The sequence below is a fragment of the Streptomyces sp. WMMB 322 genome (assembly GCF_900090145.1).
Taxonomy (GTDB): domain Bacteria; phylum Actinomycetota; class Actinomycetes; order Streptomycetales; family Streptomycetaceae; genus Streptomyces.
In genome coordinates, this window is record NZ_FMHI01000013.1 from 92,456 (window position 1) to 104,891 (window position 12,436).

11 protein-coding genes are annotated in these 12,436 nt (G+C 72.4%); 5 read left to right on the top strand and 6 right to left on the bottom strand.

Annotated features, from left to right (window positions below):
* Positions 1–64 precede the first annotated feature (64 nt).
* The gene (locus H180DRAFT_RS20185; RefSeq protein WP_055487499.1) at positions 65–1,078 is read left to right on the top strand and encodes a helix-turn-helix domain-containing protein; all 1,014 of its coding nucleotides are present in this window, start codon (positions 65–67) and stop codon (positions 1,076–1,078) included.
* A 47-nt stretch (positions 1,079–1,125) separates the two neighbouring features.
* On the opposite strand, the gene H180DRAFT_RS20190 is transcribed toward H180DRAFT_RS20185, so the two are convergent.
* The 3 genes from H180DRAFT_RS20190 to H180DRAFT_RS20200 form a co-directional block, all read right to left on the bottom strand.
* Positions 1,126–2,169, bottom strand: coding sequence for a pirin family protein (locus tag H180DRAFT_RS20190; RefSeq protein WP_055487500.1), 1,044 nt, complete (start codon positions 2,167–2,169; stop codon positions 1,126–1,128).
* Positions 2,170–2,364: 195 nt separating this feature from the next.
* Positions 2,365–3,561 carry a GDSL-type esterase/lipase family protein gene (locus H180DRAFT_RS20195; RefSeq protein ID WP_055487574.1) on the bottom strand — a complete coding sequence of 399 codons (1,197 nt, stop codon included), beginning with the start codon at positions 3,559–3,561 and terminating at the stop codon, positions 2,365–2,367.
* Between the two features lie 119 nt (positions 3,562–3,680).
* Positions 3,681–4,250, bottom strand: a complete 570-nt coding sequence (locus H180DRAFT_RS20200) for a TetR/AcrR family transcriptional regulator (protein WP_055487501.1) — start codon at positions 4,248–4,250, stop codon at positions 3,681–3,683.
* A gap of 550 nt (positions 4,251–4,800) precedes the next feature.
* Between H180DRAFT_RS20200 and H180DRAFT_RS20205 the strand changes: the two genes are divergently transcribed.
* From H180DRAFT_RS20205 to H180DRAFT_RS20220, 4 genes are all read left to right on the top strand, one after another.
* Positions 4,801–5,553 (top strand): GNAT family N-acetyltransferase, encoded by a 753-nt coding sequence (locus tag H180DRAFT_RS20205; RefSeq protein ID WP_055487502.1) that lies wholly within the window; start codon positions 4,801–4,803, stop codon positions 5,551–5,553.
* Positions 5,550–6,452, top strand: coding sequence for a lysophospholipid acyltransferase family protein (locus H180DRAFT_RS20210; RefSeq protein WP_107097709.1), 903 nt, complete (start codon positions 5,550–5,552; stop codon positions 6,450–6,452). Before H180DRAFT_RS20205 ends, H180DRAFT_RS20210 begins: the two co-directional genes overlap by 4 nt.
* Before the next feature lie 318 nt (positions 6,453–6,770).
* Entirely contained in the window at positions 6,771–7,373 is a 603-nt protein-coding gene (locus H180DRAFT_RS20215; protein ID WP_159033590.1) for a TetR/AcrR family transcriptional regulator, read from the top strand.
* 95 nt (positions 7,374–7,468) lie between these two features.
* Positions 7,469–8,419, top strand: coding sequence for a hypothetical protein (locus H180DRAFT_RS20220; protein WP_055487504.1), 951 nt, complete (start codon positions 7,469–7,471; stop codon positions 8,417–8,419).
* A gap of 176 nt (positions 8,420–8,595) precedes the next feature.
* Here the strand turns inward: H180DRAFT_RS20220 and H180DRAFT_RS20225 are convergent, their stop codons facing one another.
* The 3 genes from H180DRAFT_RS20225 to H180DRAFT_RS20235 are packed head-to-tail and all read right to left on the bottom strand — an operon-like array spanning position 8,596 to position 12,298.
* On the bottom strand, positions 8,596–10,746 hold the full coding sequence (locus H180DRAFT_RS20225) for a xanthine dehydrogenase family protein molybdopterin-binding subunit (RefSeq protein ID WP_055487505.1): 2,151 nt from the start codon (positions 10,744–10,746) through the stop codon (positions 8,596–8,598).
* The gene (locus tag H180DRAFT_RS20230; protein WP_055487506.1) at positions 10,743–11,732 is read right to left on the bottom strand and encodes an FAD binding domain-containing protein; all 990 of its coding nucleotides are present in this window, start codon (positions 11,730–11,732) and stop codon (positions 10,743–10,745) included. The genes H180DRAFT_RS20225 and H180DRAFT_RS20230 overlap by 4 nt, the downstream gene beginning before the upstream one ends.
* Positions 11,729–12,298 (bottom strand): 2Fe-2S iron-sulfur cluster-binding protein, encoded by a 570-nt coding sequence (locus H180DRAFT_RS20235; protein WP_055487507.1) that lies wholly within the window; start codon positions 12,296–12,298, stop codon positions 11,729–11,731. The genes H180DRAFT_RS20230 and H180DRAFT_RS20235 overlap by 4 nt, the downstream gene beginning before the upstream one ends.
* Positions 12,299–12,436 lie beyond the last annotated feature (138 nt).

Genomic DNA, 12,436 nt, shown 5'->3' on the forward strand with positions numbered 1-12,436 from the left:
GAGTAGGGTTCGAAGCAGGGGGTGTGCACACACTGCGGGACCGACCCTCGTTGCGAGAGAGCTGATGAATGCCGTCACACGAGATCCGGACCTCGAGCGCCACGCGCTGAGACGGACGGTGTTCGAGACCACCGACTTCGATGCCGGGCGCTCCTTCATCATCAGCACCTACCGCACCAGCCTCCGCCTGAAGAGGGGAAGCGAACGGGACCAGTCCGTCAAGCACGCGCGTCACGACTTCGGCGACTTCTGCGTGGACGAGCTCAGCCTGCCCATGGAAGCCGGGTACGACATCGAACCGCTCGGGAGCCTCACGGTCGTCCAGCCGATCGCCGGCTGGGTGGACCACCGCTGGGAGGAGAGCAGCGAGAACACGGGGCCCGGCGACGTCGCCGTCATCTCGCCGCCGCACCGGCCCTTCAGTGTCACCCTGCACAACCTCGCCTCCGGGACCGTCGTCCTGCACCAGCCCCTGCTGATGCGGGCCGCGGGTTTCCCCGAGGACGAGCCGGACAGCTCACTCCGCTTCTCCGGCACACAGCCGGCCTCCACGGAGCTCGCAGGCGGGTGGCGCCACGCGGTCAGCTGCGTACGCCAGGTCCTCAGCGCTCGTCCCGAGGTGCTGGGCGAACCGCTCGTGGTCGGCAATCTGGCCCGCGGCCTCGCGACGACCGCACTGGAGACCTTTCCCAACACCGGTGGCCCCGAGCCGACTTCGGCGGACGGCGGCGACGCCACGGCCGCTGCCGTTTCGAGGGCCGTGGCCTTCATCGAGGAGAACGCGCACACCGACATCAGCCTCGCCGACATCGCCGCCGCGGCCCGGGTCACCCCCCGCTCACTACGGATCGCCTTCGCCCGCCATCACAGGAGCAGCATCTTCGGCTGCGTGCGCAGCGTGCGCCTTGAGCGCGCGCATTTCGACCTGCTCGCTGTCCACGCAGACATACCGGGCGCCCCGGACGGTGAAACCGTGGCGGCAGTCGGTGCGCGCTGGGGATTCGCCAATCCGGCCGATTTCGCCGCCTCCTACCACCATGCGTACGGCGTGAGCCCTGAGGAGATCCTCCCGGCCTGAGGCCCGCCGCGGCGCCGCGATTCCGGCACCGCAGCGGTTCCGCACGGTCAGCGGACCTCAGCCTCAACGGCTCCGTCCCCGTCCCCGTCCCCGTCCTCGTCCAGCGGGGCGTCGGTCGCGGTGCGGTGCGGCACCGGCTGGGGTGCGGTGGTGCCGAGGCGGCCGTTCTGGAAGTCCTCGACCGCCTGGAGGATCTCCGCCTTGGTGTTCATCACGAACGGCCCGTAGCGGGCGATCGGCTCGCGGATCGGCAGCCCGCCCAGGAGCAGCACCTCCCAGCCCGTACGGCTGCCGTTGTAGTCCTGGCCCTCGGAGGCCCGCAGAGTGAGCGCCTCGCCGGGGCCGAGCACGGCAAGCTGACCCTCTTCCAGCGGCCGCCGCTCCGTTCCGACGGTGCCACGGCCGGCCAGCACGTAGACCAGGGCGTTGAACTCCTGCGGCCAGGGCACGCCCAGCTTCGCTCCCGGGCTGACCGTGGCGTGGACGTACGTGATGGGGGTCCTGGTCATGCCGGGGCCGCGGTGTCCGGCGAGGTCGCCCGCGATGACACGCAGCAGGCTCCCGCCGTCGTCGCTGGAGAGCAGGACGGTCTGCCCGGCGGTGATGTCCTGGTACTGGGCGGGCGTCCACTTCAGCGACCTGGGCAGATTGACCCACAGCTGGATTCCGTGGAACAGGCCGCCCTTCGCGACGAAGTCCTGCGGGGGCAGCTCCGAGTGCAGCACGCCCGCCCCCGCGGTCATCCACTGGGTGGCGCCCTCGGTGATCAGGCCCCCGCCGCCGGTGGAGTCGGTGTGCTCGAAGGCGCCGTCGAGCATGTAGGTGACCGTCTCGAAGCCGCGGTGCGGGTGCCAGGGTGCGCCCTTGGCCTCGCCGGGTCCGTACTCGACCGCGCCGAGGTGGTCCAGAAGCAGGAAGGGGTCGGCCACCGCGAGATCCATTCCGGGGAACGGCCTGCGTACCTCGAAACCCTCCCCTTCCATCTGGCGGCGGGCGGTCACGGTCTTGGTGACCTCTCGCCACCGGAGGCCCGCACCTGCGGGGGAGGGGACGCGCGGCAGCGTGAGGGTGTCCGCGGTGACGGCCGGCATGGTGACCTCCTGAGTGAGGGGAAGCAGTGCACCCCGGTCAATGAAGTTCAGTTTTCAATTATTCCTGGTTCCTGGCCGCCTCCTGCCGCCTCTTTCCGGCCTGGCGCGAACGCTCTGCATCGGGCGCGCACCCGCCCGCGGTGAAGCTGCCCGCCGGCCCGCCGCAGGGCACGGCGGGGAATCCGACCGCCGTCTTCAGGAACTGCGGTCCGCGAAAGGGCCGTTGGCGCTGAACGCAAGTCCGGCGAAGCGCTCGCCGATGCGGCGGTGCGTCGCGGCGTCCGGGTGCAGTCCGTCGGGCAGCGGCAGCTCGGCGAAGTCCGCCTCACCGTAGAGGTCCGGGCCGTCGAGGTGGTGCAGGTTCTCGTCCTGCGCCGCCCGCTGCTCCACGATCCGTGCCAGCTCCTCCCGCACGACCTTGAGGGTGAGCTTCCCGCTCGCCGCTTCCGCCGGGTCGCCGGTGGCCCGGAAACGCAACTGCCCGGTGGCGAACGAGGCCGGGTCCGGGGCGCTGGGGCCGGGGACGTCCTCGTGAATGGGGCAGTGGATCGGGGAGACCACCAGCAGCGGCGTGGTGGGGTGGCCCTCGCGGACCGTGTCGAGGAACCCGTGGACCGAGGAGGTGAGGGCGCGCAGCCGCATCAGGTCGGCGTTGACCAGGTTGATGCCGATCTTGACGCTGATCAGGTCGGCCGGGGTGTCGCGCAGCGCGCGGGCGGTGAACGGGTCCAGCAGGGCGCTTCCGCCCAGACCGAGGTTGACCAGTTCCACTCCGCCGAGGGCGGCCGCGAGCGCGGGCCAGGTGGCCGTGGGGTTCGCGGCGTTGGAGCCCTGGCTGATCGAACTGCCGTGGTGCAGCCACACTCTGCGGCCTGTGCCGGGCACCGGCTCGACAGGGGCGTCGGTGCGCAGAGCGAGGAGTTCGGCGGACTCGTTGTGCGGCAGCCAGATCTCGACGTCCTTCTCGGCGCCGGGCAGGCCGCTCCAGCGGGCGGTGCCGGGCGTGCCCGGCCGCGTCTCGGCGGTTCCGGCGGTCATGTCGATCGTCATGGTGTTGCCGCCGGCCACGCTGGCCTGGCCCGCGAGGCGGCCGTCGACGACCAGGTCGTAGACGCCGTCGGGGCGGGGCGGGGCGCCCGCGTAGACGCGCTTGGTGGGCAGCGCGTCCAGCTCGACGGTGGTGGCGCGGGTGCGGAAGACCAGCCGCACGCCCGAGGGCTGAGCCTCGGCCATGGCGAGCTGTCCGTCGGTGCTCTGGGCGCGGGCACGCGCGGGCAGCCTGTGCGGCAGGACGCCGTGCGCGGTCTGCTCCAGTTCGAGCGCGCCGCGCACCAGGTCCGCGGTTATCGGCGTCGTGACGGTTGCGGTGGTCGGGTTGTGTTCGCAGTTCATCGCCTCGGCCTGTTGCTGGGAAGTCTGGATGGGACTGGGGGACCGGACCGGGCGGGGGTCCGGCGTGGGACGGGCCGCCTCGCGCATACAGATCACGGCGTGCGCTGCGGCGCGGGGCTTCAGGGCGAGGCCGCGCCCCGCAGCAGTGCATCGAGTCGGTCCAGGAGCCACGACCAGGTCTCCTGTGTGCCGACGGGGGTGTGGCTGAAGCCTCCGGCCGACTCCAGGCTGATGTAGCCGTGGAAGATGCTGCCCAGCAGCCGCACGGCGTGCGTCTGGTCCGGCTCGCTCAGGTCGTAGCCGCGCAGGATCGCCCGCGTCATCTGTGCGTGCTTGACCCCCGCGCTCGCCGCCGCCGTCTCCGGGTCGAGCCGCAGCTGTGCGGCGGCATAGCGGCCGGGATGCTCCCGGGCGTAGTCGCGGTAGGCGTCCGCGAAGGCGGCCAGGGCGTCCTTGCCGGCCCGGCCTGCCAGGGCTGCGGCCGCACGGTCGGCGAGTTCCTCCAGTGCGAGCAGGGCGATCCTGGTTCTCAGGTCCTCGGAGCTCTTCACGTGCGAGTACAGGCTCGCCGCCTTGACGTCGAACCGCCTGGCGAGTGCGGAGACGGTCACGTGGTCGAAGCCGGCCTCGTCCGCCATCTCCGCTCCCGCCCGGACCAGCCGTTCCGCGTTCAGTCCCGCGCGTGCCATGTTCTCTCCGCCCAATGTGCCTGAAGTGCCTAGGCTAAAACCTACACCATTTAGCATTGAGATCGGTTCGGCGACCACACCACACGCAGCGACCACACGCACGAACACACACGCGGCCTCGCGGATACTTCCGTGGCCGCCCCGCCGCCGGTCGGCACGCGGGCGCACAGGCGGCGCCGGCGTGAGCGGACCTGCGGTGGCGCCAAGAACCCCGACCGTCCGCGGACGAAGTCGAGCCTGCGGGCCGCACGCGACGAACACCGTCACGAGCGCCACGTCCCGTCCCCCCGGTCACCGACTCCCGCCCGGCAACCGGCAGTTCACCGGGGGCGCGGGGCCGCGACCCGGGGCAGGACGCACGAGACCCTGCTCCCCGGGGCCTCAGGGCCGGACGCGCTCGGCACCCACACGACGCGGAAGGGCCGCCGAGCGGTAACTCGGCGGCCCCGTGCGGAACACGAGCAACCGGTTGCATACGGAGGAACCCTCGCGGAGATCGCTGGCAACGGTCCGCGTGGGTGCCGCAGCAGCCCACCTAGGGAGATCACCCATGTCCACCGCACCCAGCGTAACGACCGGCACCGGGGCGTACACCACCTCCATCGCGGGATCGACGGAGGAGATACGCGCTGCCCAGCGACTCCGCCACCGGGTCTTCGCCGTGGAGAACGGCGCACGGCTGCGCTCGCCGCTGCCCGGGCACGACGTGGACCCGTTCGACGAAGCGGCGGATCACCTCATCGTCACCTCGCAGGACGGCGGTGAAGTCGTCGGCACGTACCGTCTCACGCCGCCCGGCCGGACCGAACGCCTCTACTCCGAGGCCGAGTTCGACCTGCGCGCCCTTCCCGTCGACGTCACGTCGGCGATGGTGGAGGCCGGCCGGGCCTGCGTGCACCCCGACCACCGCTCGGGTGCGGTGATCAACGCCATGTGGGGCGGACTCGCCCGCTACATGCTGCTGTCCGGACACCGCTATCTGGCCGGCTGCGGGTCGGTGCCGCTGGGCGACGGCGGGCAGGCTGCCGCCGACGCCTGGTTGCTGGGTACCACCAGGCACGCCGCCCCGGACGGCTTGCGGGTGCACCCGCACGACCCGTGGTCCCCGCGGCAGCAGTTGACGGCCGCGCCGGACCACTCCTCGCTGCCGGCGCTGCTGCGCGGCTATCTGCGGCTCGGCGCGTGGGTGTGCGGAGCGCCCGCCCACGACAGGGACTTCGGGGTCGCCGACTTCTTCGTCCTGCTCGACATGGAGCGGTTGAACGACCGCTACCGCCGCTACTTCCTGGGCCGGAGCCGGTGAACCCCTGGGCAATCGCCTCCCCCTGCTCGCTGCGGTGCCTCACGCTGCCCACGGGGAACGACCCGGCAGGGGCGCGCTCCGGCACGGTGTCCGCAGCGTCCGTGCTGCGGCGGTATGCGTCGCTCGCCGCCACTCTCGGCAGCGCGCTGGCAGCCGGGACGCGCATCGCGGAGCCGGCCGTGCTTCAGCGGCAGGCCCGCTCGGTGCTCGCCGCACTCGGAATCGGCCTGGAGGCGACGGGGCCGCTGCGGGTGCCGGGCACGGCCACCGGCACGTTGATCGTCGCGAATCACGTGTCCTGGCTCGACGTCGTCGCAGTGCTGGCGCTCGAGCCCGTGCCGCTGATCGCCAAGCAGGAGGTCGCAGGCTGGCCGGTCGTCGGTCCGCTGGCCCGCAGGACGGGAAGCCGTTTCATCGACCGTGATGCCCCACGCGAACTGCCCCGTTTCGTGGACGAGTTGACCGCGTACCTGCGTGACGGCGGCTCGGTGGCGGTCTTTCCCCAGGCGACCACATGGTGCACCGCGCCCGGAGGACCGTTCCGGCGTGCGACGTTCCAGGCGGCAGTGGGGGCGGCCGCGCCGGTGCGGCCCACCGCCGTCGACTACGCACAGGGCGGCACGCGGAGCGTTGCGGCGGCCTACGTCGGCGGAGACACCCTCGCGTCGTCCCTCCACCGGGTCGCCGCCACCGGCGCGCTCTCGCTGCGTCTCCGTCCGTGCCGGCCGCTGTGGCCCCACGGCCACGACCGGCGTTCACTCGCCGCGGCGGCGCACGCGGCCGTGTCCGACGCCGTCGGCGTCCCGGCAGGCGTGCCACGTACCGGGGTGCCCCCGGCGCAGCCGACGGAAGCGCGGCCGGACGCCGCCGCGTCCCCGCATGCACGAGCACCCGCATGAGCCCACGCCCCGTGCCGGGCACCGGACCCGGGGGCCGGGGGACTCGGAGGGGCCAGGTCCTGGTGGCCGCAGCCCGCCACCTCGCCCAGCACGGCGGCGAGTTCAGGGGGACGGGAGAACATCGGCCGGTGGCCGGTGGGCAGATGGTGCATGCCCGTCTCCGCCGTCACCTCGATGACCGGATTCCCGAGCGGCGGACCGACGGCACGGCCGGAGGGCCGCTGCACGTACGGCCGACCGGGTTGACACCATCGGGGCCCCGCAGAAGAATGACACGTCATTCCGGTCGGATCAGGGGCGAGGGACCAGGTGGGCGCTGTGGCTCAGGGAGTGGTCGACAAGCGGGAGGTCATCCTCCGTGCCGCAGGCAAGGTGATCGCGGAGCGTGGGTACCACGCGACCGGGATCGCCGACATCGCCCGCGAACTGGGTGCCGGACACGGCACGTTCTACCGCTACTTCAAGAACAAGGAGGACATCGCCCGCAGTCTCGTCCTCCGGGCGCTCGGGCAGATGCAGGAGGCGATCGCGGACGAGGAGCCGCAAGCCGCCCGCACGCTGGCGGAGTACCGGGAACAGGTGCGGCGCATCGGTGACAAGCTCTTCGACCTTGTCGCGGCAGAACCCGATCTGGCCAGGGTGCTGTTCTACGACGCCGCGGCCATAGCCCGTACCGATCCGGGACTCCTCGGTGCTGCCGTGGAGAACGCCGGTGCGTACACGGCGGCGTTCATCCGCAACGGGCAGACGAGAGGCTTTGTGCGCCGGGAACTGGACCCGCAGGTGGTCGGTCTGGCCGTGAACGGCATGATCCTGGCCGGCTGTGTCCAGCTGCTGCATGTCCGCAACGCCGAGGAGATGCGCACCTCCTGGATCCGGACGGTTGAGGCGCTCATGTTCGACGGGCTCGGAGGCAACTGAGGCCGGCAGCCCGCCGGGCCGGGGTGAAACAGCCCCGGCCCGTTTCTTTGCCCAACGAACGGAATGACGTGTCATTCCGAAAGGGGATTCAGCACATGGTGCAAGTCGATGTCTTCTGGGCCTACGGGATCGGAGCGGGCTTCGGGACCGCCGCGGCCTTTCACCTCCGCAACTCCGGCGCCACCGGGCCGGCCGGACGGAGCGGTCCGCAGCGGCCGAGCCCCTGGCTGCTCGCCACCGCCCTCTACTGCGGCATGCTGTTCGCACCGAGCGGGATATGGCTGCTGTGGAGTTTCCCGGACTGGGAGACGATGCAAGTCGCTGACGGGCACGGGGCGTTGCCCGGCTGGCTGGTGGCACTGTTCGCGCTGACGAACGTCAGTCAGGGGCTGCTGGGGTACGAAGTGGCCCGCCGCCTCATCGTCCGCGGGCGGGTGTACGCGGCGTTCCTGCAGACCGGTGCCGGCTACCTCGGGATGTTCCTCATCCTCGTCCACGGCTGGGACGGGCGGGGCTACCAGCGCTTCTTCTCGCCGGGACGGGAGGAATTCGCCGAGTGGCCCGAGAGTCACGGCCCCGGAGAGCTGCTCTCGCGCGCCGGTGACTGGGCGGGGTCGCCCGTCGGCCTGACGCTGGCCGGCATGGGTGTGGTTCTGCTGCCGGTGCTGTTCTGGCTGCTGGTCACGGCGATCCGCAGCGGGCAGCGGGAGGCGGGTGCCCCGGTCAACAGCGCGTCCCGCATCGTCGGTACGTTCCTGCTCGCCGTCTTCGGGCTCGCCCTGGGCTCCGCCGTCCTGACGAGCGTGCTCGTCCACCAGCTCGGCTGGTGGGCCGGAACGCCGGTCGCGGCACTCGTCGTGTGGGGCCTGGTCCTGCGGCGTGAGACGGGTGCGGCCCACCGGGTCTTCGGTCTGCTGGGTCTGCCGGACGCCCCGAAGTCCCGCGGGCCCGAGAACCGGGAGCACCCGGGAGGCCGCGCCCGCCCCGCCGCGGAAGCACCCGCCGCAGCACCGCGGGACGCGTCCGACGGAGCGGTGACCGCCTGACACCGTGAGCAGCGCCTGCGGGGTCTCCGGATCCGGAGACCCCGCAGGCGCCGGCCCGGCCCGTGTCCGGTCCCCCGGCCCGCCGGGTGCCGCAACTGCCGGTGCCTGCCGGGCGGTTCCGCGGCCCGGCCGGCACCATCACCTTCCCGCTGCCCCGCATCCGGAGCGGTCGCCGCTCACGGCGCGGCCGGCGCGTCCCCCGCCCCGGCCGGGGCCGTCAGGACGCGATCCGGCCGGATCGGCAGGTTCCGGTGCCGCACGCCCGTCGCGTGCCACACCGCGTTGGCGACCGCCGCGGCGGCACCCACGATGCCGATCTCGCCGATGCCCTTGATGCCGACGGGGTCGTCCGGCTCGGGGTCGTCCACCCAGTCCGCCTCGATGCGCGGCACGTCGGCGTTCGCGGCGACGTGGTAGCCCGCGAAGTCGGCGCCGACGGTGCCTCCGGACGCCCGGTCCCGGAACGCCTCCTCGTGCAGGGCCATGGAGATGCCCCACGTCATCCCGCCGAGGAACTGGCTGCGCGCCGTCAGCGGGTTGACGATCCGGCCCGCCGCGAAGATGCCGAGCATGCGCCGCACTCGTACCTCGCCGGTGGCCGGGTCCACGGCGACCTCCGCGAACTGCGCACCGAACGAGTGCCGTTCGGTCTCGGCGAGCGCCCCGATCGCCTCGGAGGAGTCCGAGCGGGCCGTGATTCCCTCCGGCGGAATGCTGCCGCCCAGGGCCAGTTGCTCCCGCAGGTCGCGCGCGGCGATCGTCACCGCCCACGCCCACGAGCGGGTGCCCATCGAACCGCCGGCGATCATCGCCTGCCCGAAGTCGCTGTCCCCGATGCGGACGCGCACCTGATCGGGCGTCACCGCGAGTTCCTCGGCGGCGACGAGGGTCAGGGCGGTCCGCGCGCCGGTTCCGATGTCCGCCGCCGTGATCCGGACGGTGAACGTGCCGTCCGCCTCGGCGGTCACCGCCGCCGTGGACGGCACGGCCCGCGCGGGGAAGGAAGCGGCGGCAGTGCCGGTCCCCAGCAGCAGGCGCCCCCCTTCGCGGCGCACGCCGGGACGCGGGTCCCGGTCCTCCCAGCCGAACCTGCGGGCGCCCTCCTGGAAGCAGGCCATCACGCGGCGGCTGCTGAACGGCAGCCCGGAGACGGGACCGGTCGTGGGGTCGTTGCGGGCGCGCAGCTCGATCGGGTCGATGCCGCACTTCTCGGCGAGTTCGTCGAGCGCCGCCTCCAGCGCGAACGAACCCGGTGCCTCACCCGGGGCCCGCATGAACGTGGGGCTCGGCACGTTGAGCCGCACGATCCGGTTCGCGGTGTGGTGGGCGCCGGCGTCGTACATCACCCGCCCGACACCGGCGCTGCCCTCGACGAACTCGTGCACGGTCGAGGTGAGGCTGAGCGACTCGTGCTGCAGGGCCCGCAGCCGCCCGTCGGGGCCGGCTCCGAGCCGGACCCGCTGCGCCGTGGGACTCCTGTAGCCGATCAGGGAGAACATCTGCCGGCGGGTCAGCACGACCCGGACCGGACGCTGGAGGACCGTCGCCGCCATCACGGCGGCCACCTGGTGCGCACGTACGCCCTTGGAACCGAAGGCGCCGCCGACGTGTTCCGAGCGGACCCGCACGGAGGCCGGGTCCAGCGAGAACAGCTGAGCCAGTTCGTTCACGATCCACGTGCTGCCCTGGTTGGAGTCGACGACCTCCAGGCGGCCGTCCTCCCAGCGGGCTGCCGCCGCGTGCGGCTCCATCGGGTTGTGGTGCTCCTCCGGCGTCGTGTACTCCTCGTCCACGACGACGGCGGACGAGGCGAGTTCGGCCTCCAGGTCGCCCTTCTCCTCCACCGCCTTGCCCATGCCGTCGTGCGCGTACGCGTCGGGCCGTCCGGCGGCGAAATCGATGTCGTGCGTCTCTTCCTCGTACCGCACCACCAGCGCCTCGGCGGCCTCCCTCGCCTGCTCCGAGGTCTCGGCGACGACGAGCGCCACCGGCCAGCCCCTGTGCGGCACGCGGTCGTTCTGGAAGACGGCGATGGTCGGGTCCGGAGCCCCCAGCATGCCGACGTAGTCGGTGTTCACATGCGGGGCGTTCCCGTGGTGCAGGACCGCGAGCACGCCCGGCATGGCGAGGACCGGCCCGGTCTCGACCGAGGTGATGCGGCCCCGGGCGACGGTGGACAACACCAGCCAGCCGTGCGCGAGTTCGGCGAAGGGGATGTCGCCGGCGTAGCGGGCGGCTCCGGTGACCTTCTCCAGGCCCTCCACGCGGGTGTGCGGAGCACCGTGGGAACTCTTCACCGGGGTGGTTCCGGTCGTGGCGGTGGTCATGTGGCCTCCTCGCAGAGTTCGGTCAGCACGGACACCACAAGGTTGCGGATCAAGGTCACCTTGTATCCGTTGTGCGGCAGCGCCTCGGCGGCCGCGAGTTCGGCGTCCGCGGCGGCGGCGAAGGTCTCGGCAGTGGCCGGAGCCCCGGTCAGCACCTGCTCGGCCGCGCGGGCCCGCCACGGCCGGGAGGCGACGGCACCGAAGGCCAGGCGCGCCCCGTGCACGGCTCCGTCCCGCACTTCGAGTGCGGCGGCCACGGAACCGATCGCGAACGCGTACGAGGCGCGCTCACGGACCTTGCGGTAGCGCGAGTTGGCGGCGAGCCGCGCGGGGGGCAGGGTGACGCCCGTGATCAGCGCTCCGGAAGGCAGCGAGGTCTCCAGGTGCGGGGTCTCGCCCACCGGCAGGTAGAAGTCGGTCAGGGGCAACCGGCCCGGCCCGTCCGCCGTTTCGTATGTCACGACGGCGTCGAAGGCGGCCAGCGCGACGCCCATGTCCGAGGGGTGCACCGCCACGCAGTGGGCGGATGCTCCCAGGATCGCGTGGTTGTGGTGCTCGCCCTCGACGGCGGGGCAGCCGCTGCCGGGGACGCGCTTGTTGCACGGCTGTGAGACGTCGGCGAAGTAGCCGCAGCGGGTGCGCTGGAGCAGGTTCCCGCCGACCGTGGCCATGTTGCGCAGCTGGCCGGAGGCCCCCGCGAGCACGGCCTGCGCCAACGCCGGGTAGTTCTCCCGGACTTCGGGGTGTGCGGCCAGGTCGCTGTTGGTGACGGTCGCGCCGATGTGCAGGCCGCCGTCCGCGGTCCGCTCGATCTCCCCGAGCGGAAGCCGTGTGACGTCGAGAAGTCGGCCGGGCCGCTCGACGCCGGTCTTCATCAGGTCGACGAGATTCGTTCCGCCTCCGAGGCAGCGCGTCTCCGGGTCCGCGGCGAGCTGGGCGACCGCGCCGGGCACGTCGAGAACGCGCTGGTATCCGAATTCCCTCATGCCGTGGCTCCGTTCCCGGCGCGTGCGTCTTCGCCCGCCTCGGTCCCGGCCGCGGCCGCCTGCGCGACGGCCTCGACGATCTGCACGTATGCGCCGCAGCGGCACAGGTTGCCGCTCATCCGCTCCCGGATCTCCTCGGCGGTCAGCGGCGGCGCTGCCGTTCTCACGTCGCCCGTGACGGCGCTCGGCCAGCCGGCCGCGTGCTCGTCGAGCATCGCGACGGCCGAGCAGATCTGTCCCGGCGTGCAGTAGCCGCACTGGTAGCCGTCGAGGTCCAGGAACGCCTGCTGCACCGGGTGCAGCCGGTCTCCGCCGGCAACGCCCTCGATGGTGGTGATCTGGCGTCCTTCGGCGGCCACGGCCAGCTGCAGGCAGGAGACGGCCCGCTGCCCGTCGAGCAGGACGGTGCAGGCGCCGCACTGCCCTTGGTCGCAGCCCTTCTTGGTGCCTGTCAGGTCGAGATGCTCGCGCAGCGCGTCGAGAAGGGTGGTGCGGTGGTCGACAAAGAGCGTGTGCTGCTCGCCGTTGATGTTCAGGGTGATGGCGCTGGACGTGGATTGGTCCATGCTCAGCCTCTTTCGCGTATCGGAGCGCGTCGGGAACCTCCGGCAGGCGAGGGAACGGGGACGCGGCCGTACGGACCGTGTGCAGCGACGGCGACTGCGGAAGAGTGCAGGAGAAGGAGGAGCGCCGACGGACCCTGT